This is a genomic window from Paracoccus yibinensis, from assembly GCF_030846195.1.
GTDB lineage: Bacteria > Pseudomonadota > Alphaproteobacteria > Rhodobacterales > Rhodobacteraceae > Paracoccus > Paracoccus yibinensis.
Map to the genome: position 1 here is coordinate 22,254 of NZ_JAVCWH010000018.1, position 20,658 is coordinate 42,911.

The window sequence follows — 20,658 nt, forward strand, 5'->3', positions numbered from 1 at the left end:
GAGCCAACAATGAGTCAAGTCATACCTCCAGTGATACTCAGCGAGGATGTTGCGCAAGTCGTAAACGAGGGCGGATCAGTTATCGTTATTTGCCTCGAAAGTGTTTCGAGAAAAGGAACGGCAGTCGTAGGCAAGTGGATTTTTGAAGTCGTATCGGCTGATAAAAAATCACGGCGGTTAGTGGTCTACAAAGTAAGAAACAAGGCAGAAACATCGCTCACAGTGTCGGGCGTTGCTTCAAAAATAATATCTTGGGGCTTCCCCGGAATAATAATACCTAAGGAAAAGGGACAAGCGTTTGAACTCTTCAAGGACGGCAGCTATTCTGCTGATTGGAGGTCTGACACTTAGCGCAAATGCCTGCCTCGGAAATGGCATGGTGCTTGTGCCAGGGTCCGATGGAACCTTCCAATACAGAGAACAAAGTAACGGTTTTGCCCGCCACTATGGCTCCGGTGGGCAACCGATAATCAGGGAAGCCGAACGTCAGGCTTCGCTTCCAGACAACTCAATGTCTTTCCTGGCCCAGCCGGAACCCAGTTTTCGAGCGCCACGGGCAGTCGCGGCAAGGCCAGAAGTCCTCAGTGCCATTGATCAAACAGCGATGCGCTACGGCGGTCATGCTGCTTTGCGCAAAGCTGGCATGTCCGTCACGGAATGGCGAAACTTCTACCGCGCCAATATTGAGATCGAGAGTGCCTACAATCCGAAAGCTCGCAGCCATGTGGGTGCTATCGGTCTTGGGCAACTCATGCCCGCAACAGCGGCGACGCTCGGCGTAAACCCCCACGACATGCACCAGAACCTCGATGGTTCTGCCCGCTACCTGCTTTTTCTTCTCGATCGCTTCGGGACGAAGGAGCTGGCTCTGGCTGGCTACAACGCTGGTCCCGAGGCCGTTTCGCGCCACGGCGGTATCCCCCCTTACCGCGAAACCATTGGTCACGTCCGCAAGGTCATGGCCGTTTTTTCCCGACTGAACGGAGACACCCTATGAACAACACCATGCCGATCTCGGCCTATAATCTGGCGCTTTGCGCGCTCCTGGCGGTCGGCCTTTTCATGTTGATGACTTCGCCCGCACTGGCGGCAGGCACGATCAACCTGAGTCCGATTACCAATATCCTGACCGGCATCGCCAACACCCTGACCGGACCGCTCGGCAAGGCTATGGCAACGCTTGCCGTGATCGGCATCGGTGCTGCCTGGCTGATGGGTTACGTCGATTTCCGCACCGTCATCTATGTCGTGGCGGGTATCGCCATCGTCGCCGGCGCGGCAACCATCGTTAACACCATGTGGGGCGCCTGATCCCATGGTCAGACGGTCCCTGCTTTTCCTCGGTCTCATCCGCCCGCCTCGTCTCATGGGCTTGCCGATGTTCTATGCCGTGATCTGGATGGCAGGGTCCGTCCTGGCCTTTGTGTGGGCCGAGAGCTTCTGGACGCTTCTGCTCTCGGCCATTGCCTATCCGGCCTTCTGGCTGGCGGCGGAATGGGACCCTCATTTCTTCGATGTGGTCACTGTCGTCAGCCGTCAGACCCGCCGGACCAGAAACAAAGACCTCTGGGGTGCCGACAGCTATGAACCATAATCCTCGGATCGGGCCTGCCGCCCTCGACGTGCTGCCTTCATGGGTGCGCAAGGAACAGTCGGTGGCCTCCATGCTGCCCTATGTGTCTCTGGTCGATGATCGAACCATCCGCACCAAGGGCAACGAGTTTTTCCAGTGCATCCGGGTCAGTGGGCTGAACAGCCTGACCGTGGCCGATGAGCTGCTGGATCGCGCCAAGGACATTTTTGCCAGCATCATCGCCCAGACCGGCGACAAGTTCGCCTACACGGTCCACAAGATTTCTCGGCGCATCGACACCAGCCTGCCGCCTGTGACGAGCGACAGCATGGCGGCGCAGATCGACCGGCGTTGGCAAGGCTATATGGGCCGCGCGAACCTGCGCGAACACACGATCACGATCACGGTCATCAAGCGGCCGGACGTGCTCTCGAAAATCCCGTTCAGCATCCAGAAATCACGCGCGCTTCTGGCGGGCCAGATCAGCGCCCAGGTGGCGCAACTGAGCGAGGTTGTCTCGTTTCTCTGCTCGGCCCTGTCCGGCATGGAGCCGCGCGTGCTGACGGGCGAAAGCGGCGAACTCCTTGGCTTTCTCGAAAGCATCAACACGGGCATCGAGGTTCCGACCTTTCACACGGCCCTCGACCGCACGATTGCGGAAACCGTCTCGAACACCCGCGTCACCTTCAAGGGCGACAAGATCTATCTGAGCGGCGGCAGCCTGCCGGATCGGGTCGGCACCATCTATTCGATCAAGGAATATCCGCGCGAATCCTTCGTCACCATGTTTGATGAACTGGACCTGCCGGTTGATATGGTGGTCTCCAACTACTTCGTGCCGGTCAACAACAGCGTCATGGAAGAGCGGGTCGCCCGCGAATTGCGCCGCCGTGACGCGATCAACGACAGGGCCGAGAACCTGATCCTCGCCCTGCAGAACGGCCAGAACCGGCTGGCCTCGGGAGAGATCACCTTCGGGCAGCATCAGATGGCGGTCGCGGTTTATGCCGACAGCGAAGAAGAGCTTGGCCGCATCAGTTCGATGATCCGCAACATCGCCGTCACGGCGGGCGTGAAGCTGGTTTCGCAAGGCTATACCGCGCGGACGGTCTATTTCGGCCAGCATCCCTGCAACCGGGCCTTCCGCATCCGGGAGGGCGCGATCACCAACGAACAGTTTGCCGACATGGCCGCGCTTCATCGCGCCGCCATGGGCAAGCCCGGCTCTCGGGTGCCCTGGGGCACCAACATCACATGGTTTCCAACCATCACGCGCAGCGCCTATCGCTTCAACTTCCACGAGGAAGGCGATCCGCAGAAAGAACCTTCCAACGGCCATACGCTTATCCTTGGCCGCATGGGATCGGGCAAATCGGTGCAGGCCGCGTTCCTGGCGGCACAGGCGCAGCGGGTCGGCGCTCGGGTCTTTGTCTTCGATTATCGCCGGGGCATGGAAATGGCCGTGCGCGCCCTTGGCGGCACCTATTCCGAACTGAAGGCGGGCGAGCGCACGGGCCTCAACCCGCTTTGGACGGAAACCGACACGGCCGGGCAGGAATGGCTGAGCGACTGGCTCATTCACCTGATGGAAAGCGGGCACAGCCCTCTTCAGCCTGAACAGTCCCGCGCGGTGCGTCATGCCGTGCGCCAGAACGCAGAGGTGCGCAATCCGCGACTGCGGACCTGGAGCCAGTTTGCCCAACTGGTGGGTGCCACCCATGACGGGGGCGCGCTTGCCGACAGGATGAACGAATGGACCGCCGGACACCGCTTTGGCTGGATCTTCGGTCAGGAGGTCGAGGACAGCTTTTCCCTCGACGGTCAGTTTGTCGGCTTTGACCTGACCGACATTCTGGACACCGACAACCAGAAGGCCCGCATGGCTGTCCTGTCCTACATCTTCCGCCGCATCGAGCGGAAGATCGAGGACAAGCGCCCGACGATCATCATCATTGATGAAGCGTGGAAGGCTCTCGACAACAGCTATTTCGCGGGCCGGATCGAGAACTGGCTCGTCACAGCGCGAAAGCAAAACACCGTTGTCGTGATGATGACGCAGTTTGCGCACCAACTGAACGCCTCGGCGCATGGGCGCACGCTGCTGCAAGCCCTGCCCACGAAAATGCTGCTCCCGAACAAGGAGGCCAGTGTCAGCGATTATGACGGCCTCAGCCTCAACCAAAAAGAGCTGGAAATCCTCATGGGGGTGAACCCCGGCTCGCGCGTGGCGCTGCTGCGGTCCGATGACGGCTCGCATGTGATCGACACGGACCTTTCAGCCCTCGGCCCGCTCCTGACCATCCTCGGCGGCATGAAGGCCGGTGAGGCCCTTGTGGGGGCGGATTACCGAACCCGGCCTGATTTCTGGAAAGGATTTGATAATGCGTAAACCTGTCCTCCTGGCGCTCCTTGGCTCTCTTGCCCTGTCGGCCTGCGCAGGCACGCAGTCACAGCCCATCAAAAGCAAATGCTTCACTGCGCGGGGCGATCTGACCTGCGATCTGCGGCCCCTGCCTGAACTGTGGGGCGAGGCGCGGCAGGATGCCGTTCGCAAGGTCGGCTTTTATGAAAACGCGGTCGAGGACGGTCCTTATGCGCAGCCCTGACCGGCTGTTTCCTTGGCCGTTGGCGGCAGCGTTGCCGCTGGTGGCGCTGATGCTGTCCAGCACGTCGCTGGCGCAGGGTGTTCCGGTCTTTGATCCGGTCAAGAATGCCAAGGAAGCCGAGATTACCGCGCAGATGGAAGCTGACCTGGCGCTGCAACGGCAGAAGGCGGAGGAAGCGCGCAAGAGGCTTGAGGCAGATCGCCAGCAGGTCGAGACCCTGGGTGATGTGACGGGCGGAATGATCCTGCCGGGTGGCGGCGCAGGGGCCGCTGCCATGATCGCGGACCTTGAAGCGGCCGGGGATGGAAAGCAGGCGGTCTATGCCACGGACAACAGCGCGGCGGCTGAGCAGCTTTTTGGCGAGGGTCGGGAAAACGTCGAGCAGATCATCATCCGCGCGGCCAGGGACACGCATCATCTTCAGAAAGCGGGCCTGTCGCTGATCCAGTGGCGGTGTTGGGTGCAGGCGATGATCTGGCAGGAAAGCCGCTTCAACCCTCATGCAGAGTCGCCGGTCGGGGCTTATGGCCTAACCCAGATCATGCCCGACACCGCCGGCGACCTGGGCATCCGGTCCACCTATCGCTCCGACCCCTACATTCAGGCAGAGGGCGGCGCGCGCTATCTGGCGCAGCAACTCAATGCCTTTGACGGCGACATGATCCTGGCACTCGCGGCCTACAACGCGGGGGCGGGCAATGTCCGCAAGCATGGCGGCGTGCCGCCCTTCGCGGAAACCCGGAAATACGTCCAAGTCATCCCCGCCAAATACCGCGAATATATGGCAAAGCTCGGGGCGGCAGACCAGATCGGCTCCATCGAGGCCTCCTATCTGGCGAATGCCGAGAAGGCGATGATCGGCGGTGCCGTCGCACAGTTTGCCGACGAGGCCGGGCAGGACATGGGCTTGGCAATGGCCCGGCTTGAAGAGGCCATGTCGCGGCTCGACAAGACGGAAAACGCGGCCGAGGCGATGGCTCTGAACAGCTTTGTGCGGGCGGAGTTTGCCCGGCTTCTGGTCATTCGGACCCGGCTGATCGCGACCCGTTGCAAGCCGCTTTCGGCCGAGGCGGTGGCTGCGGCGGCAGCCATTGCCCAGGAACGCAGATTTATGGATTTCCAAGGGAGGTTGTGATGCGAAACACCATCACCAGTCTATTTCTCGGTGCAGGTTTGTGCGTGACCTCGACGCTGGCGGTCACGTCATCCGGTTTTGCCCAGGGCGTGCCGACCATCGACACGCAGTCGATCACCCAGCAGATCACGCAGATCAAGCGGATGCTCGAAGACTTCGGCATCCAGTCCGACATGCTGGATCACCTTGTCGATCAACTGGCGGAACTGCAAAGGCAGACGGCGGAGCTGGAGGGCATCTATGCCGTCCTGACCGGCAAGGCCGATATTCAGGGCCTTCTCATGGGCGGCGGCCTCGACACGGTTCTTGATCCCAAGATGACCAGCATCCTGCAAGCCGCTGGATCGGCAAGCACGGGCGATTGGTCGGGGGTATCCTCGGGCTATCGCACGGCGATCCAGACCAATGCCAAATCGACCATGACCAAGGCGGGCCTCGATCCTGCCCGCGTCGAGACCATGGGCAAGAGCGGCAGCGTGGCGGAAAAGCGGGCGGCGACACAGGCCACGACAGGGGCCTTGGTGGCGGCGACCGCCGATACCGCGCAGCGCGAAACCTCTGTCAGCCTTCAGCGCCTCGATACGCTTGTGGCCGAGATCCCGGAACAGACCGGCATCAAGGAGGCGATCGATCTCAACACCCGAATGATGGGCGAGGCGGTGAAGGAGCTGATCCTGAACAACCAGCTTCTCGCCATGCAGAGCTATGGGATGGGCATGTCGGATGTGTCGCAGGCGAGTGCCTGGGCGCAGGAACAGGAAATGCTCGACTTCCAAATCCCGGACCTGAGGTAAGGCCCGATGTTCGATCTCAAGAAAAACAAAAAGGCGAAAGCCGCATCCGTCGCTCCGAAGATGGTCAGCGAAACGGAGGAAGAACTGATCTATGGCGAACGCCGCCGTGGCGCGTTCTGGCAGAAGTTCGGGATTGCCGGTTGGAGCTTTGGCGCCCTCGGTTGCCTCATGGCAGCCGTGGTCGCGGCCAGTCACGAAACCCCTGCCCCGGTCCTCGTGCCGTTTGATCCGTCGAGCGGCATGGCGCTGCCGACCGCGAACCTGCAAGCCATATCCCTCGATCACCGGGATGCGGTCGTTCAGTCGCTTGTCCATTCCTATGTGCGCGACCGCGAGACCTTCAATCAACTCGACAATGATGTGCGGGTCCGTTCGGTGATCGACCGTTCATCGGGCGCAGCCCTTGCCTCGATGCGCAGCCTTTGGTCCTCGGAAAACCCGGACTATCCCGAACGTAAATACGGAGCCCGCGCCCGGATGGATGTTGAGATCCTGTCGGTCACGCTGATTACCGAGGATCGCGCCCAGGTCCGGCTGCGCAAGCGCCTGGCCGATGATGGGGGCATCACCGAGGGCCTGTTCAGCGCCACCCTGGCCTTCCGCTACGAGACCACCGAGGCCCGGCCTCTCGATGAGGTTTGGACGAACCCCTTTGGCTTCAGTGTCTACGAATATGCCATCACGTCTGACCGGTTGGAGGTCCAATGAAACGCGCTCTTGGTTTTGTTGCAGCCCTGGCTGCTGCCAGCATGGGTGTCTCCGCAGCTTGGGCTGAAGTCACGCCCCGCGCCGGAAATCTCGATGCCCGTGTCCGCTATGCCCAATGGGTCGATGGACAGGTTTACCGCATCCAGACGCAGATGGGCCGGGTCACGTCCGTAGAGTTTGGCCCGGATGAACAGATCACCTCTGTCATTGCGGGCGATACCGTCAGCTTCAACTTTGACGCGGTGCCGGGCGGCAGTGCCTTCGTGATGAAGCCCACAACCAGCGGTGCTGCCACCAACATCAACGTCTATACCAACAAGCGGCAATATTACTTCGAGGTCTCGGAGTCGTCCTCCGCGCAGTTCTCGGTGGTCCGCTTCACCTATCCGCGCGGCTCGGGCGGCACGACGCCTGCCAACCGGCAGATCGCCCGTGGGCCTGCCAATCATGACTATGGTGGAAACGTGGTGAACGGCACGACGCCCACGCAGGTCTGGGATGATGGTGCCTTCACCTACTTCAAGTTCCGCCGCAACGGCGAGCTGCCCGCGATCTTCAAGGTCACGGCCGGACAGGAAGTCACGGTCAACTCGCAGACCATGCCGGACGGGGTGGTGCGGGTGACAGGCACAAGCCCCTTCTGGGTGCTGCGCTTGGGCAAGGTCGAGTCCACCGTGGGGATGATGAAAGCCGTGAGGTTGGTGAAATGAGCGATGGGGCAAACAACGATCTTCGTCAGCGGCTCGCCTCCCTGAACGATCAGGAGGCCGGAACGGGTGGGACCGGACGGGCAGCCAAGCCCGGTGCGGCCAAGCTGGCCCTGGCTCTCGGCGGCGCAGCCGTTCTGGCCGGTGCGGTCTATGTTTATAGCCAACCGGAAGGCGAGACGGTTCTTCCCGTCAGGCAGGCTCAGGAGTTCCAGCCGGAAGGCAGCGGCTTTGGGGACATGGACCGGCCGCAGCGGGAGGAACCCGCACCTGAACCCGCAGCCGTGGTGGAGGCTGTGCCGGACCCGGTTCCCGCCCCCGACAATTCGGAAGTGATCGAGTTGATCCGAAGCCTTCAGGCGCAAGTCGATGCCTTGTCCAAGCCCGCACCCGAGGCTGAAAGCCCGGCATCGGACGGCGAGAACGAGGCCCTTGCCACCCTGCAGGGCGAGTTGGAGGAACTTCGCCAGCAAGCGGAAAACCGCGAGCGCGAGCTTCAGAACATGCTGAGCGACCGCGATTTGCAGATTGCTGGCCTGAACAATGAAATGGACATGCTGCGCCTGCAAGGCGGCGGGGGCTTCGTGCCGGGCAGCGACGATGATCTTTTGGCGCAGCGGCGGCAAGCTGCGGAAGAAGCCGCGCAACTGGAACAGCAGCGCCTGCAATCCTCGATGATCGCGATCGGCGGCGGCGATGGTCCCGGAGGTGCCATCGCGGAGGCCGCAGGCTTTGGTGATGCGGGTGCCGCGCAGCAGGCCGCGAAGCTCAGCGATGACGCTGCCTTTGTGCGCAATGCTGGACGCCCGGTGCAGGTGCAGCGCGCGGAAATCATCGTCAACCCGGCCAACACCGTCACGCAGGGCACGATGATCCAGGCGGTTCTGGAAACCGCCATCGACTCGACGCTTGAAGGCCCGATCCGGGGCGTGGTGACAACCGATGTGGTCAGCTATGACGGTTCGCGCATCCTCATTCCGCGTGGCTCAAAGCTGATCGGCAGCTATTCGGCGGATGTGGATACCGGGCAGAACCGGCTTCTGGTCGCGTGGGAACGGATCATCATGCCCGACAACCAGTCGGTGCAGATCAGTTCCTTTGGCGGTGACGCGCTTGGCCGCTCGGGCACGACCGGCAAGGTCAACAGCCACTTCTTCAAGCGGTTCGGGGCAGCGGCGCTGATTTCCACGATCTCGGCCATTCCTTCGCTTCTGGAAGATGAAGACAACGACGGAGGCGTGACGATCTCGACGGGCGGCTCGGACGCCGCAACGGGCGTGTCGGATGCTCTTGGCGGCGCAACGGACGCGGCCATTGGAAAATACATCTCGATCCCGCCGACGATCACCGTGGCCCAGGGCACCCGCGTCACGGTGATGGTGGACCGCGACCTGGAGATATTCTGAGCATGGATGACCTGAGCCACGGCAGCTATCTCGATGAAGCCCTGGCGGCGATTGGACCTGTCATCGACAGCCATGCCCTTGTGGAAATCGCCATCAACCCGGACGGGCGCATCTGGTCACTCCGGCATGGCGACGCGGCCATGCAGCCGGTCGAACGCACCCCCATGAGCGCGATGGAAATAGACGATCTCGGCCGACGCATCGCCAGTGCCGGGCGGCTGACCATCGGCAAGGAGGCCCCGATCATCTCCACCTCCGTGATCTACAAGGGACGGCCCATCCGCGCCCAGGTGGTCACGGCCCCCGCAGTCTCGACGGGCGCGGCGATCTCGCTGCGCTTCTTCTCCACCCTGCCCCTCGACCAGATCACGGTCAAATACCTCCATGGCCAGGAATATTCGGTGGATGGAGCCCGCGCCGAGATGAAGCGCGAGTTGAAGGCGCTTGCGGCCTCAGGCCAGATCGACGCGGCCATGGCCTTTATCGTCGCGCACAAGATGAATGCCCTGATCGCGGGGGCGACAGACAGCGGAAAGACCGTCTTTGCCCGCAAGATGCTCTCCTATGTTCCCGACAGCGAGAGGCTGATCACCATCGAGGACGCGGCAGAGCTGGTGCCTGCGCAGCCCAATGTCGTGACGCTGATTGCGGACCGCGACAGCCGGACCCGCTCGCCGGATGTTCTGCTCACGTCCTGTTTGCGAATGCGGCCTGACCGTCTGGTTGTGGGCGAGGTGCGCGGCAAGGAAGCCATGACCTTTATCGAGGCCATCAACACCGGCCACGGCGGCTCGATGACGACGATCCATGCCGAAACACCGAAGCTGGCCTTGGCAAAGCTCGCCATCATGGCGCTGAAGGCGGACCTGCCGCTCACCTATACGGACACGCTGCGCTACATCGGCAGTTCCATCGACGTGGTGATCCAGACCGGCCGTGCCGGCGGTAACCGCGGCGTTCTCGAATTCTACATCCCCGACAACGGAGACGAAGGAGAAGCCCCCCATGTTTGACCGCAACTCGATGCTGCTTGGTGCAGCGGCGGCAGCCGTTGGCATGATCGCCGGGGCGGAGGTGATGACCAACATGCTTCGCGCTGATCCGCCTCCGTTCCCGGATACAGGGAAAATGGCTGAAGCGGCCCAGGCTGAACGGGACTTCATGGACTTCACAATGCCGGACCTGTCTGAACCTCAAACCGGCGAAAAGAGGTCGCGGCATGGCTGCGTCATGCCTCCGCTGCCGCAATGGGCGGATGACCTGCCACCCGCCGAAGCGCGGCGATCCCTGATCCTGCAACATCTCTACAATATCAGTCGTCAACAGGCGATCATCGAGACCAACTCCTGCCCCTGCGAGGTTGAGTTTCCATCCTGGGATGAAGCCGAACGGCAGTATGAGGAGCTGACGGCTGGCAAGGATCGGGATGGGATTTTTCAGCTTTCGGCCCAGCTTGGCCGGAAGGAAGGCGACACCCTGAAACAGTCGCTGGATATTTGTAAAGCATGGAGAGGGCGCTGACATGTCCGCTGTCCAACTGATCGTGGGTTCAGCCGAGTCCTTCCTGACCAATGCCGCCAGATCGACATTCCTGGGGCTGGTGGAAGCCTCTGGAACCCTCGTGGGCTATATGGCGGTTCTGGCCGTGGCCCTGGTCGGCATCAACATGATGCTGCAACTGCGTCCCATGACCTGGGGGCACGCCTTGGCCCTGATGATCAAGCTGGCCCTGATCGGCATCTTCGCCTGGAACTGGAACCAGTTCTGGGCTGTGGCGGGCGGCATCCAGAAAGCCATCGAGGCCACGGCAGGCGGCATTCTGGCATCAAGCGGAGACGGCCTGAGCGGGCCGACGATCACCGATGGATTTGCCACTGCCATTGACGAGATGATGGACAAGTTCACCCTTGCGGCCACGAACATCGCTGCGGAAATGGGTGGCTGGTTTGTGACCGCCGTTGTCTCCGGGATCTGCCTCCTGCTGATCGGCACCATATCGGCCGTCTCTGCCGTGCTGATCCTGTTCCCGAAGGTGGTCATCACCGTGCTTCTGGGTCTCGCCCCGATTGTCATCGCCCTGACCTTGTTTGAGGCGACAAAGGGCTTCTTCGAGCGGTGGGTTTCGGCCTGTGTCAGTTGGTCTCTTTACCCCCTGTTCATCGCCTCGATCTTTTCGATCATGATCTCTATGGGGACCGACCTGGTTGGACGCATCGGAACCTCCAACTTCGCCAGCATCGGGGCCTTCGTGCCGTTCATCGTCCTGATGATCCTGATCCTGATCTGCATGGTGCTCCTGCCCTCCCTTGTCAGTTCCGTGTCTGGAAACATGCAGATGATGGGCTTGGCGGCTGTTGGTTACATGGCGGGGAAAAACGCAAGGACGTATATGGGGGGCCTAAAAAACACTGCTGCCGCGACTAAATCCACCATCCAAGCTGCCCAGCAAACATATCGGGGTGAGAACGCGATTGGTCGCAATGCCCAAGCGTTTGCAGCGCATCCGGCAGTCACCCAAGCGTCAACAGGTGTGGCTGAGTCCATAAATCGGATGCAGGACAAGGCCCGCGCGTTGGCAAAAAGATAGTGTTCAAGCGCGCGATCTAACGACCTAAGAAAACAGGCGGCCTTCAGGCCGCCTGATTTTTTTAACTTGCTTCTAGGGACAGTCCATCATCGTCCGGCGAGATCGTCTGAACCTTTTCAGTTGTAACGACAATCGCCTTGACGGCAGCATCATTGGTGGAAATTGCGATACCTGACGCTAGGTTTGGGTTAAGGCTGCGCCTCCGAACGATCACTGGCGCTGTCTTGTCAGGATTGTTGGCCGATTTATTATCGGACGATTTCTTTCCCACTTGCTCAAGCACAATATGTGGTAAGGCACCCTTGACCCGGCTTCTTTTGGTGACACCGCCGTCTACTTTCTGAGCCAGTTCTGTGATCTTGCTGGTGGCAAGCATGAGTTCGCCACGCATCGAACGCAGTTCAATATCCTTGGGATCAGGACCAGGCAGCGGGCCTTTCTGTGCTTGGAAGATAGGCTTCAGCACCTTGTCATCAAAGTATTTGATCCGCCACGCTTTGATCGGGTGATGCCCATTGGCAAGGATGATCATTTCATCCTCTTTAAGCCGCCCGGCCTCGTCCTCGGTCAACAGGTCACGTTCTTCATGTCGCTCGGAAACGTTGATACTGTTAAGGGGTCCTTTTCCGATGGTCCGGGACTTTGACGTGACCCGCACGGTGGTCTTGCCGACAGCCGCCGCCAACTCTGCCTTGGTGCGCTGCTCGGACGGGGCGAGATAGATTTTAACCCCTGCGCCCCCTTGCAACGAAAGCCGGGTATCTTCGCCATAAATCTTGTCGAGGGCAGGGATAGTCTGCGTCACCACAGCTAAGTGACCGCCGTAAGCCCGCAGCGTCTTGATGCTGTCGGTCACGCTCGGCATTCGGCCCAGCATGTCGAACTCGTCCAGCATGATCATGACCCGCCAAGGCTCGTCTTCACCGGGAAGATGGTCGTGAAGGCTCGACAGCAGATCCGAAAAGAACAGCCGGACGAGTGGAGCGATGGCACGGATCTTATCATGCGGCGGCGCCACGAAATAAGCGGACTGCGGAAAGCGCCGGAAATCCCGGAAGCTGAAGTCGCTGGTCTCCGTTGCCCGGTCGATGGCGGGGTTTGACCAGAGCGACAGGCCCGAGGTCATCAGAAGCGACAGATAGGAGGTCAGGGTGCGGTCATTGGTCGAGGCCAGGCGCTCGAACAGCAAACGGGCAGCCGGACTTTTCACATCATCCGCATACTTCATGTATTGCTTCTGCTTGTCGCCCCCAGCCGAAGCCAGCCGGTAAATCTCTCCCAAGGTCGGAGTGCCGCGCTCAATCGCATAGATGCCGCAAGCAACAAACAGGTCAATGCCGCCGTCCAGCAGGCCCTTGGCACCATCATCCTCCGTTTGCAGGAACAGCTCGGCCAACATACGGATTTCCATCTGGCGCTGATCGGGGTTCGGCAGTGCGTTGATCCGGTCCAGAGGATTATAGCGGTGGCCGGGATTGTCCCAATCGAGGGGTGCAAATCGCCAGATCTTGTCACCCATAGACTGCCGGTGGCGGCTGGTCAGTTCGAAGTTTTCACCTTTCACGTCGAGAACCACGGCACTGCCCTGGAACAAGAGAAGGTTCGGAATAACGAAGCTGATCCCTTTCCCTGCCCCGGTGGGAGCGACCAGCAAACAATGAGGAAACGCAGCTGAGCAAAGAAACTTCCCCCTGCCCTTGGCTGGTCCCGTCTTGCCCACTACAAATCCGCGTCCCGGCTTTCCCAGAAAGCCGTTCTTCTTCAATTCACGCCTGCTTTGCCAATGCGCCTTGCCGAAGGTCGTCAGTTTTTCGGTGAGGACATTGGCCGCCAGCACTAGCGACAGAAGAACAAAGCCGCCCCAGATCAGGTTGAGGATCTGAAATGCTCGCGGATCGGTCGAACGCAGTGACGGGTATTCCCGCACGATCGCCAGCCAGTCGAGATACTGGCCGTTGTAGCCACGCCAGAAGGACAGAAACCCGATGCCGACAATATAGGCGAAGCCGGTTCCAAGGACAGCAAACAGCAGCGCCCCGCCCAAGATGTGGAGCTTATTCATGGCCGCCTCCCTCATGACCGCGCTCTTGACGCTGCCGCTCGCGTTCCTCGCTCAACTGTTCGCTGATGCGCTCAAGGCCATGCCGGGCTTCCGGGTCGTTAGCCGCACGCAGATAGTCCCTTGCCATGGTCAATTGATCGTCGCGGTCACCGACCCCGCGCAAAACGTCCACATCTCCCTTCTTCAACCGCTCCAACTCGTCGCTGCTAAGAGTTTTCTCAATGGCTTCACGCAACCGTCTCTCGTCCTCGGACCCGACAGGACGCGCATAACGGGCCAGTTCGGCATAGTTAGGTTGAGCATGATGCTGCGATCCAATCGAAGTCGCAGGCGCATGATCAAGCACGTCCGACTCACGTGAACGCTCCATCTGGGAGGCAGTATCGAGACCTTCCCAATAGCGATACGCATCGGCGCTATTATCAGCCGCTTCCCGCAGGGAGGCATAGGACTTGCTGTCATCAAAGGAGTAGGTCGACTCGCCCCCTCCTCTGGAAATCTCAAGGGCCGGATAGAAACGACCCTCATCTTCGATCACGACGCTACGGGTTTCTTCCACGCCATCACGAGACACCCAGTTGCCCTGAATATGGGCTCTAACCTCATCATAGCCAGGATACTCAGTGAGTTCGCTGGCGGTGGGCAGACCTGCAACCGGATCGGGGTTTTCCGTGCTTACTTCTACACCAGTGCTCCGGTTTGTGACTGCTCTCTGATGGATTGCATCATCCACGCCATAGGCGTCTGCAACGCGATCATAGGCGGCATCCACCACTGCGATAGCCTGCTGCAATTGTGCCTGGTCTCTCAGATCCAAGCCGCGCAGATCAGCTACGCTCTGTAGGTCATGCTGAACCCATCGTGCCTCAAGGGCCGCAGAATTGGCCCCCACGCGCATCCGAGCCTCGACCTCGACCGGATCGATGCCGGTCCCGTCCAGGGCGGCCGTCAGCTTGTCGCGTCCTTCCAGGGCAAAGCGGGTGTTCACCATGCTTAGATTATGGGCCGAATAGATACCTTCTTCGCTGGCGCTCTCGCGCAGATCACGCGACCGGGCGCCCAAGGGCTGCAGATGCTCTACAGAGGTCAGCGCCTCGGCCAGCTTGCGCTCCATGGCGGGACGCTGGTTCGGGGCCGCATTCTCAATGCGCTGCTCCGCATCATCAACGGCCTTTCTCAAGTTCGCGGCGGCTTTATCGAAATCTTCTACTAAGGACATATATGGTTCCCCTTTCGATATAATGGTGCCACCTCCGGCAAGGACCGAAGATGCCTTTTCAAATGCAGTTGCTAGATCCTGCATGTTCTGCTGCGAGGCAAAGCTCGCTAAATCGCGATAGCGCAGGGACCAGTCGCGAACTTCTTGGGTGGCACGGACCAGAGCATCACCAATTCGGGGCTTTCCTTCTGGTGCCTCGAAAGCGGTGCCAGTCTGTGCAGATCTTTCCCTGGCACGTCGCCACTCGCCGTCAGTCGGCGGATAATGAATATGACCTCGCTGCAAGCGTGAGGTGGCCTCAAGTCTAATGCCATAGCGATCAGCATGATCAACCATGGCCTCCTTGAAAGCCTCGTAACTGTATTCCGTGCCTCGGCGCAGGATGAAGTAATCTCCATCCTGACCTCTCCTGTTGACGATGATGTGGGCATGAGGATTTTTGTTCGGGCTGTCGGTATGAACCGCAATCATGTAGTCGAACCTACCACCCAGCTTTTCGCGGCAGATTTCTCCCGCGATCAGGCTGACATGGCTGGGCTTTGCCCCGCGCGGAAAGGACATAAGCATATGGCTTGTCCGTGCCGCATTCATTTGCCCCTTCCAGTTATCAGCCCAACGCGAAACAGCAGACTCGATCTGCTCCGGGTTCAGAACCTTTGCGCCGTCCAGCAGTCCTCTTGAATCGTGAACATCGACACTTTTGCTGAACAGGTAATTGAATTGAGCAGATAGCTGACTGCGCGAGGCACAACCGCCTGTGCGGATCATCTTGAAAATTGCTGGCGATGCGCCTTGGGCGGCGCGTGCCATATGGCGAGCTTGACCGACCCCCCTACCCCGTCCAACCCTGCTCCAATCCTCATCGAAGAGTTTTCCGGTTACAGCAGAAACGGCATTAACGCGGCTCATCGTCATGCCCCTTCATCGCCGCAACAAACCTACGGAGGGTCTGCGACGCACGCTTGCCTTCGATCTCGCGGACAACAGTTGAAACGCCGTCGATGTGCTCAAGAAGATCAGTTAGAAGCTGCTCCTGCGGCTTGGTCAGCTTGAGTTTTTGACCACGCCTCACCTCATAGTTTTTGGTCGCGACAAGCTGGTTCACGTTCCGCCCTATGGCTGACAACTGCGCCGCAACGTCGCGCAGCGCATCCGCCAGATCAGGGTCAGGCTCTAAAAAACCCGCTGGAACGCGGCAAACACGACGCAGGGCATCAGCCCTACTTGCAAGACCAAGACGGCCTGTGAACGCGTCGAATGCCCTGAGACTGTCACGATCGACAGTGAATGAGACTGGGGCGGTGCCAGCATTCGCAACAGCCTCCTTCTCGTGGAAGGCCCGCACAACCCGGTAAATGGTTGGGCGTGTGACACCATAGGTCTTCGCCAGGACTGCGACCGGCACGCCAGAACGCATTGAAGATACGATCTTCTTCACGTCGTTAGGACTAATTTTTGACGTTCTTCCAGCCATGTTCAATGTGTAAAAAATTAGACTTGTATTTCTTGCCAATCTACAAGGCTAGTGTTGGTCAAGACTGATGAAATGTCAATGAAATCTGGCTTGACCAACACTAGCCTTTCCGTTTCCGGCTACAGTCTAAGCAGTGTGACGTGGCTGATAGGGGCACAGAGGGGCTGAGCGGGCCGCCGAGCGCCCTTAAGTTCATTCGGGTGCATCTTCCCAGTGAGCAGCCCTTAGCCCCTCTCAGCGGCCCTGCAGGCGGCTCTCATCGAATGCTGCGTCCAGATCAAGCTAGCAACTCGGGCGCGACTGCAATCTGAGGCAACATTACGTCATCTCTCCACGTCGCACCTTCGCGTCGTTACTCCGCGTCATTGCGTCACGTCATCGCGCCCCGTCGTTACGTCGCGTCGTAGCGTTACGCTCTTACGTCACGTCTTTACGTCGCGTTTTCACGTCTCGTCCTGTAGCTACGCCGTTACGTCGCGTTGCTACGTAGCGTCATCGCGTCTCGTCGTTGCGTCGCGTCATATTGTCGCGTCATAGTGTCGCGTCATCGCGTCACGTTGTCTCGGCACGCTATCCCGTCGCGTCGTTACGTCGCGACGACTTGACATAGCATTGCAGGACGATAGGAATGAAAGTGAGCCTGCCATCATTAAAGAAATTGCCTCAAAAGAGGCTGGGACAGAAACGGAGCTAACGAAATGGCAACTGTGCTTGGAATGATCAGCCGAAAAGGCGGCGCAGGGAAGTCAACTATAACTAAGCTCTTAGCCTCTGCCTTTGCCTTCACCGATCATAAATGCCTCATAATCGATTTGGACCCTAGCAAAGACATTGTGAACTGGTGGGTTACAGCGAATGAAACGGGCTACGCCGACAAGAACATTATTGTTCGCGCTCCGACCGATGCTGACGATCTATTCGATTTGGTCTCACGCTATGAGGATGAGGTCGAGTTCATCATAATCGACACAAAGGGCGAGGGTAGCTCTTGGGCAGTTGATCTAGCAAGTGTATCGGACGTTCTAATCGTTCCATGCATGAACGCTAAAGGTGATCGCGAACGCACCAAAGAAACATTAGAATGGCATCAGGATTTGAAAAGGAGGGCTGAGAACCCGGACTCGATACCGCCTCTCAGGATTGTGCTTTCCAGAGTGAAGCCAAACCTTCTGACGCACGTCCGGGGCAATCCGAAGCCAAAGGATCTAGCGGCACGTGAGTTTGAGCGCCATTACGAAATCATCGACCAGTTCAATCCTCTTGCCACGATGGTGCCAGAAAAGACGCAGTATCGTGAAATGGATGAACTAGGTCCATTGGGTGCTGTTCTGACCAAGTGCAGAGACAGCGAAGACAAAAACGAAAAGCTCAAGGCTTTTCACTTCGAGGCTGCTCTAGCTCACGCCATCACTCTTGTGAACAACATCTTCGACGACAGGAGAATGGGGGATATTCATGGCGCGTGAACGCATCCGAACCACCAGAGAAGATGCCACCGGCTTCGAGGAAGGGGTGACGGGTGTTCGCAAACCCACAATCCTCAAGCCCTTCAATAAGGATGCCTTGGAAGCATTCAACAAGCGGAAGAAGGTCAGTGCAGCGCCTTCAGAACCGCACCCAAAGCTCTCAGGTTCACTTGAAACCGCCGTTCCTGATGTCAGCGAAAGCCTCCAGTTGCCAGCAGATAATACCCCTGTGCAACAGGAGTCGCTCCAGCAGGAACCGATCATGAGTGAGACCGAGACGGCACCCAAGGGTGCATCGGCTTCCACGGCTCCGGGCCTCGCAACGATAGTTCTTCCGCCCCGCGCTAAGAAGAACCGCGGAGTAAAAGTCGATGTGCGCCTCAGGCTGTTGGTCCGACAAGTGGAGCCCATGAGGAAGATCGTGGAGAGGGGCATCGACCCTGGCGACGTGCTGCGAACTGCCTACAGCCGTCTTCCAGAAATCCGGATCGAACCTCGCTACATCCCACAAGTGCAGGAACCAAGTGGGCCTTCCGAGTGGAACTACCGCACCTCTGTCGCCGTGAAGAAGGAGATACTTCAGGCGATCCAGGATCAGGTTCTCAATGGTGCAGAGGCCCCGCGATCCAGTCTGATAGTCGGCCAGATCGAACGAGCTTGGTTCGCCTGCGTGGACGACACCATCAAGGAACTGTCGAAATGAAGCACATGGCTCTTGCCGCTGCCTTCTGTCTGGTTGCCGTTCCTGCATCGGCTTGGGAGGAAGAAACCGATTTCAGGGGGCTTCATATCTACACCGCCTCCGGTGACGGGATCTCCGCCACGGCCGTCTGTGATCCCGATGGTGCGTTCATTCCTCCGACCAACCACCTGAGCGTCACGCTCGACGGTGAACCGCTGGATGGGGAGTATCTGATCAAGTCCCCGACACAGGCGCATCAAGGCAAGATGGTTTCCGGCTCCGCCGTCAGTCGCGATGGCGAAGACTGGAAGGGCCTCGTTGGCGTTTTGCGCAGTGGGTCGCAGATCGAGCTGACGGCAGACGGCAAGACCTTCCGGTTGGACACAGGCTCCGCGTTTCCGGTTTCATGTGGTGCTGAAGCCTGAAAACCTCCGAGGCAGGCGGCCTTGCGTGGCCGGATCGGAATTGTCCACCCGTGGCAGACCCTTGCCACGGGCTTGCAGCCTACGAACGGAACGTGCCCCCACAGAGCGAAGGGACGTGAGTAGGCTGTGGTCAATTCCGGCAGTGATCGGGGCTATGTCTGCCGCCATACCGCGGCACAAAAGGAACCCTTGGGGCAACCCTACGTTGAACGACACTCCCTCCCTGAGTCTCGCCCCGCCCGAAAGGGCGGGGCTTCTTCATGGGCTGACGGCGCAGCCGTCTCCGCATCGCCGCGCACGCGGCTCCCGCGCGGATAGCGCAGGGCCAGGCGGGGCGGGGCCGGCTCGACGGCTCCGCCCCGCCTGGTCAATCAGATCGACAAGGAAAAGCCCCCGCTGCTGCGGGGGCCGGGTGTCAGATCGCGCCGATAAACCGCTCTCCGCGCGTGGGGTGCATTTCGTAAATCAGAACCTCGATGCCGAGGCGGGCGGCGCGGCGTCGGCCGCGCAGCTCCGCTTCCGCCAAGGTCGCGCAGATGATGGGCAGGTCATCGGGGTCGTCCCGGATCTCGTAGGTGGTCACAAGGAAACTCCTGGCTTAAGATTTCCGACAGCATTCAGCCAGCCGCGCGCCTTGGCGCAATCCATGCAGATGCAGGTTCCGGCTCCCTCGACCACGACCGGCGCGAGATAGACCAAGGGGTTGCTCCTGCCGCATTTGCGGCAGGACAGGGCGGGCAGGGGGTGGGGGCCGCTCATGCGGCCGCCCCTTCTTCCTTCTCGGCGGGCTTGCCTTTTGCCAGCCATTCGGCGGCCTTCTGCGCCTCGCTGGCGGCTTTGAAAATCAGCCGCTTGTCATCCTTCAGGGCGCGCAGCCAGCTTTGGACATATGCGCCGGACTGGTCAAAATCGGGGGTCAGGCCAAGCCGGGCGCAAGTCATGCAGTTGCCAATCTCGGCAATCAGTTCCTCGAAGGCATAAGCCTTGCGGTCGTTGAAGCGGGCAAAGCGGTCAAGGCGGCTCTTGTGTCCCGTCCAGTGCGTGGCCTCGTGGGCAAGCGTGGCATAGTAGCCTGCGGCGCTGTGGAACGTCGCAATCGGCGGCATGTGGATGAAGTCGTCGGCGGGGTTGTAGAAGGCTTGCGGCTCGTCGCTGGTGCGAATGTCCGCGCCGGTGGCTGCGAAAAATGCGTCAAGGGCGGGGTCGGCCTCGGTGCCAAGGTCGCGGGCAGGCTCGGCCGGGGTGCCATAGTATTCGGCGGGCAGGCCGTCGATCTGCTCGGCGTTAAACACGCGGTAGGCTTTCAGGTAGGGCAGGCGGCGTTCCTCGCCCGTTTCCGCGTCCTCGCGCTCGAAGGTGCCGTATTTCACGACGGTGGACGATTTCTCGCCCTTGCGGACCTGACCGCCTGCCTCCTGGGCCTGCTTGTAGGTGAACCAGCGGGGGGCGCGGTAGCCCTTGGCGTCAGCGGCAAGCCACAACATCAGGACGTTGATACCGGAATAGGGTTCGCCATTGCTCCGCAGCGGGAAAGGGGCGCCGCCCTTGTCGCCGGTCCACGGCTTGCGCCATGCCGGGGTGCCTGCTTTGAGGCTGGCAATGATGCTGTCGGTGACGTGGGCGTAGAGGTCGAACTTGTCAGCCATTTGTGGCTCTCCTTTAGCGACGGGGCGGCCGGGTCTTCTGCCCGTTCCGCCGATGGGCGAGCCTTCCTGTTCTGATTTCTGAAAGGCCCATGCCTTTCGGAAAGCAGAGCGGGGAGGGCGCAGCCCTGCCCGTGGCCCCGGCCGAGACTGTCAAGGGGTCGGGAAGGC

Annotated in this window: 23 protein-coding genes; 17 read left to right on the forward strand and 6 right to left on the reverse strand. The window is 59.9% G+C overall.

Annotated features, from left to right (window positions below; translation table 11 throughout):
• Positions 1 to 9 precede the first annotated feature (9 nt).
• From RAH32_RS18945 to RAH32_RS19010, 14 genes are all read left to right on the forward strand, one after another.
• Positions 10 to 351 carry a hypothetical protein gene (locus tag RAH32_RS18945; protein WP_130992094.1) on the forward strand — a complete coding sequence of 114 codons (342 nt, stop codon included), beginning with the start codon at positions 10 to 12 and terminating at the stop codon, positions 349 to 351.
• A gap of 25 nt (positions 352 to 376) precedes the next feature.
• Positions 377 to 997 carry a lytic transglycosylase domain-containing protein gene (locus tag RAH32_RS18950; RefSeq protein WP_306609988.1) on the forward strand — a complete coding sequence of 207 codons (621 nt, stop codon included), beginning with the start codon at positions 377 to 379 and terminating at the stop codon, positions 995 to 997.
• Positions 994 to 1,311, forward strand: coding sequence for a TrbC/VirB2 family protein (locus RAH32_RS18955; protein WP_130992092.1), 318 nt, complete (start codon positions 994 to 996; stop codon positions 1,309 to 1,311). The genes RAH32_RS18950 and RAH32_RS18955 overlap by 4 nt, the downstream gene beginning before the upstream one ends.
• 4 nt (positions 1,312 to 1,315) lie before the next feature.
• On the forward strand, positions 1,316 to 1,594 hold the full coding sequence (locus RAH32_RS18960; protein WP_306609989.1) for a VirB3 family type IV secretion system protein: 279 nt from the start codon (positions 1,316 to 1,318) through the stop codon (positions 1,592 to 1,594).
• The gene (locus RAH32_RS18965) at positions 1,584 to 3,962 is read left to right on the forward strand and encodes a VirB4 family type IV secretion system protein (protein WP_306609990.1); all 2,379 of its coding nucleotides are present in this window, start codon (positions 1,584 to 1,586) and stop codon (positions 3,960 to 3,962) included. The genes RAH32_RS18960 and RAH32_RS18965 overlap by 11 nt, the downstream gene beginning before the upstream one ends.
• Complete coding sequence (locus RAH32_RS18970) at positions 3,955 to 4,179, forward strand: hypothetical protein (protein WP_130992089.1); 225 nt, start codon at positions 3,955 to 3,957, stop codon at positions 4,177 to 4,179. Before RAH32_RS18965 ends, RAH32_RS18970 begins: the two co-directional genes overlap by 8 nt.
• Entirely contained in the window at positions 4,166 to 5,314 is a 1,149-nt protein-coding gene (locus tag RAH32_RS18975; RefSeq protein ID WP_306609991.1) for a transglycosylase SLT domain-containing protein, read from the forward strand. Before RAH32_RS18970 ends, RAH32_RS18975 begins: the two co-directional genes overlap by 14 nt.
• Complete coding sequence (locus RAH32_RS18980) at positions 5,314 to 6,108, forward strand: type IV secretion system protein (RefSeq protein ID WP_306609992.1); 795 nt, start codon at positions 5,314 to 5,316, stop codon at positions 6,106 to 6,108. The genes RAH32_RS18975 and RAH32_RS18980 overlap by 1 nt, the downstream gene beginning before the upstream one ends.
• Positions 6,109 to 6,168: 60 nt before the next feature.
• Positions 6,169 to 6,816 carry a VirB8 family type IV secretion system protein gene (locus RAH32_RS18985; RefSeq protein ID WP_306610004.1) on the forward strand — a complete coding sequence of 216 codons (648 nt, stop codon included), beginning with the start codon at positions 6,169 to 6,171 and terminating at the stop codon, positions 6,814 to 6,816.
• Positions 6,813 to 7,526 carry a TrbG/VirB9 family P-type conjugative transfer protein gene (locus RAH32_RS18990; protein ID WP_221831515.1) on the forward strand — a complete coding sequence of 238 codons (714 nt, stop codon included), beginning with the start codon at positions 6,813 to 6,815 and terminating at the stop codon, positions 7,524 to 7,526. Before RAH32_RS18985 ends, RAH32_RS18990 begins: the two co-directional genes overlap by 4 nt.
• Positions 7,523 to 8,929 (forward strand): TraB/TrbI/VirB10 family type IV secretion system protein, encoded by a 1,407-nt coding sequence (locus RAH32_RS18995; RefSeq protein WP_306609993.1) that lies wholly within the window; start codon positions 7,523 to 7,525, stop codon positions 8,927 to 8,929. The genes RAH32_RS18990 and RAH32_RS18995 overlap by 4 nt, the downstream gene beginning before the upstream one ends.
• A gap of 2 nt (positions 8,930 to 8,931) precedes the next feature.
• Positions 8,932 to 9,942, forward strand: a complete 1,011-nt coding sequence (locus RAH32_RS19000) for an ATPase, T2SS/T4P/T4SS family (protein WP_306609994.1) — start codon at positions 8,932 to 8,934, stop codon at positions 9,940 to 9,942.
• The gene (locus RAH32_RS19005; protein ID WP_306609995.1) at positions 9,935 to 10,450 is read left to right on the forward strand and encodes a hypothetical protein; all 516 of its coding nucleotides are present in this window, start codon (positions 9,935 to 9,937) and stop codon (positions 10,448 to 10,450) included. The genes RAH32_RS19000 and RAH32_RS19005 overlap by 8 nt, the downstream gene beginning before the upstream one ends.
• 109 nt (positions 10,451 to 10,559) lie before the next feature.
• Entirely contained in the window at positions 10,560 to 11,516 is a 957-nt protein-coding gene (locus tag RAH32_RS19010) for a TrbL/VirB6 family protein (protein WP_306610005.1), read from the forward strand.
• Between the two features lie 61 nt (positions 11,517 to 11,577).
• Here the strand turns inward: RAH32_RS19010 and RAH32_RS19015 are convergent, their stop codons facing one another.
• The 3 genes from RAH32_RS19015 to RAH32_RS19025 are packed head-to-tail and all read right to left on the reverse strand — an operon-like array spanning position 11,578 to position 16,271.
• The gene (locus RAH32_RS19015) at positions 11,578 to 13,578 is read right to left on the reverse strand and encodes a type IV secretory system conjugative DNA transfer family protein (protein ID WP_306609996.1); all 2,001 of its coding nucleotides are present in this window, start codon (positions 13,576 to 13,578) and stop codon (positions 11,578 to 11,580) included.
• Positions 13,571 to 15,706, reverse strand: coding sequence for a relaxase/mobilization nuclease domain-containing protein (locus tag RAH32_RS19020; protein ID WP_306609997.1), 2,136 nt, complete (start codon positions 15,704 to 15,706; stop codon positions 13,571 to 13,573). The genes RAH32_RS19015 and RAH32_RS19020 overlap by 8 nt, the downstream gene beginning before the upstream one ends.
• Positions 15,693 to 16,271, reverse strand: coding sequence for a helix-turn-helix domain-containing protein (locus RAH32_RS19025; RefSeq protein ID WP_306609998.1), 579 nt, complete (start codon positions 16,269 to 16,271; stop codon positions 15,693 to 15,695). Before RAH32_RS19025 ends, RAH32_RS19020 begins: the two co-directional genes overlap by 14 nt.
• A gap of 698 nt (positions 16,272 to 16,969) precedes the next feature.
• Here RAH32_RS19025 and RAH32_RS19030 point away from each other — a divergent pair.
• The 3 genes from RAH32_RS19030 to RAH32_RS19040 are packed head-to-tail and all read left to right on the forward strand — an operon-like array spanning position 16,970 to position 18,844.
• The gene (locus tag RAH32_RS19030; RefSeq protein WP_130992143.1) at positions 16,970 to 17,737 is read left to right on the forward strand and encodes a ParA family protein; all 768 of its coding nucleotides are present in this window, start codon (positions 16,970 to 16,972) and stop codon (positions 17,735 to 17,737) included.
• The gene (locus tag RAH32_RS19035) at positions 17,727 to 18,440 is read left to right on the forward strand and encodes a hypothetical protein (protein WP_306609999.1); all 714 of its coding nucleotides are present in this window, start codon (positions 17,727 to 17,729) and stop codon (positions 18,438 to 18,440) included. The genes RAH32_RS19030 and RAH32_RS19035 overlap by 11 nt, the downstream gene beginning before the upstream one ends.
• Positions 18,437 to 18,844, forward strand: coding sequence for a hypothetical protein (locus RAH32_RS19040; protein WP_306610000.1), 408 nt, complete (start codon positions 18,437 to 18,439; stop codon positions 18,842 to 18,844). Before RAH32_RS19035 ends, RAH32_RS19040 begins: the two co-directional genes overlap by 4 nt.
• 415 nt (positions 18,845 to 19,259) lie before the next feature.
• Here the strand turns inward: RAH32_RS19040 and RAH32_RS19045 are convergent, their stop codons facing one another.
• Genes RAH32_RS19045 through RAH32_RS19055 form a run of 3 tightly spaced genes read right to left on the reverse strand, consistent with a single transcriptional unit; the run spans position 19,260 to position 20,490 of the window.
• Positions 19,260 to 19,427 (reverse strand): hypothetical protein, encoded by a 168-nt coding sequence (locus RAH32_RS19045; RefSeq protein ID WP_306610001.1) that lies wholly within the window; start codon positions 19,425 to 19,427, stop codon positions 19,260 to 19,262.
• Positions 19,424 to 19,603 carry a hypothetical protein gene (locus RAH32_RS19050; RefSeq protein WP_306610002.1) on the reverse strand — a complete coding sequence of 60 codons (180 nt, stop codon included), beginning with the start codon at positions 19,601 to 19,603 and terminating at the stop codon, positions 19,424 to 19,426. The genes RAH32_RS19045 and RAH32_RS19050 overlap by 4 nt, the downstream gene beginning before the upstream one ends.
• Positions 19,600 to 20,490 (reverse strand): ArdC family protein, encoded by an 891-nt coding sequence (locus RAH32_RS19055; RefSeq protein ID WP_306610003.1) that lies wholly within the window; start codon positions 20,488 to 20,490, stop codon positions 19,600 to 19,602. The genes RAH32_RS19050 and RAH32_RS19055 overlap by 4 nt, the downstream gene beginning before the upstream one ends.
• Positions 20,491 to 20,658 lie beyond the last annotated feature (168 nt).

Coding starts and splice junctions, on each gene's coding strand:
- RAH32_RS18950 (WP_306609988.1), top strand. CDS start 377: ATGGTGCTTGTGCCAGGGTCCGATGGAACCTTCCAATACAGAGAACAA.
- RAH32_RS18970 (WP_130992089.1), top strand. CDS start 3,955: ATGCGTAAACCTGTCCTCCTGGCGCTCCTTGGCTCTCTTGCCCTGTCG.
- RAH32_RS19000 (WP_306609994.1), top strand. CDS start 8,932: ATGGATGACCTGAGCCACGGCAGCTATCTCGATGAAGCCCTGGCGGCG.
- RAH32_RS19025 (WP_306609998.1), bottom strand. CDS start 16,271: ATGGCTGGAAGAACGTCAAAAATTAGTCCTAACGACGTGAAGAAGATC.
- RAH32_RS18990 (WP_221831515.1), top strand. CDS start 6,813: ATGAAACGCGCTCTTGGTTTTGTTGCAGCCCTGGCTGCTGCCAGCATG.
- RAH32_RS18985 (WP_306610004.1), top strand. CDS start 6,169: ATGGTCAGCGAAACGGAGGAAGAACTGATCTATGGCGAACGCCGCCGT.
- RAH32_RS18960 (WP_306609989.1), top strand. CDS start 1,316: ATGGTCAGACGGTCCCTGCTTTTCCTCGGTCTCATCCGCCCGCCTCGT.
- RAH32_RS19050 (WP_306610002.1), bottom strand. CDS start 19,603: ATGAGCGGCCCCCACCCCCTGCCCGCCCTGTCCTGCCGCAAATGCGGC.
- RAH32_RS18965 (WP_306609990.1), top strand. CDS start 1,584: ATGAACCATAATCCTCGGATCGGGCCTGCCGCCCTCGACGTGCTGCCT.
- RAH32_RS18980 (WP_306609992.1), top strand. CDS start 5,314: ATGCGAAACACCATCACCAGTCTATTTCTCGGTGCAGGTTTGTGCGTG.
- RAH32_RS18995 (WP_306609993.1), top strand. CDS start 7,523: ATGAGCGATGGGGCAAACAACGATCTTCGTCAGCGGCTCGCCTCCCTG.
- RAH32_RS19015 (WP_306609996.1), bottom strand. CDS start 13,578: ATGAATAAGCTCCACATCTTGGGCGGGGCGCTGCTGTTTGCTGTCCTT.
- RAH32_RS19055 (WP_306610003.1), bottom strand. CDS start 20,490: ATGGCTGACAAGTTCGACCTCTACGCCCACGTCACCGACAGCATCATT.
- RAH32_RS19010 (WP_306610005.1), top strand. CDS start 10,560: ATGGCGGTTCTGGCCGTGGCCCTGGTCGGCATCAACATGATGCTGCAA.
- RAH32_RS19040 (WP_306610000.1), top strand. CDS start 18,437: ATGAAGCACATGGCTCTTGCCGCTGCCTTCTGTCTGGTTGCCGTTCCT.
- RAH32_RS18975 (WP_306609991.1), top strand. CDS start 4,166: ATGCGCAGCCCTGACCGGCTGTTTCCTTGGCCGTTGGCGGCAGCGTTG.
- RAH32_RS19035 (WP_306609999.1), top strand. CDS start 17,727: ATGGCGCGTGAACGCATCCGAACCACCAGAGAAGATGCCACCGGCTTC.
- RAH32_RS19020 (WP_306609997.1), bottom strand. CDS start 15,706: ATGAGCCGCGTTAATGCCGTTTCTGCTGTAACCGGAAAACTCTTCGAT.
- RAH32_RS19005 (WP_306609995.1), top strand. CDS start 9,935: ATGTTTGACCGCAACTCGATGCTGCTTGGTGCAGCGGCGGCAGCCGTT.
- RAH32_RS18955 (WP_130992092.1), top strand. CDS start 994: ATGAACAACACCATGCCGATCTCGGCCTATAATCTGGCGCTTTGCGCG.
- RAH32_RS19030 (WP_130992143.1), top strand. CDS start 16,970: ATGGCAACTGTGCTTGGAATGATCAGCCGAAAAGGCGGCGCAGGGAAG.
- RAH32_RS18945 (WP_130992094.1), top strand. CDS start 10: ATGAGTCAAGTCATACCTCCAGTGATACTCAGCGAGGATGTTGCGCAA.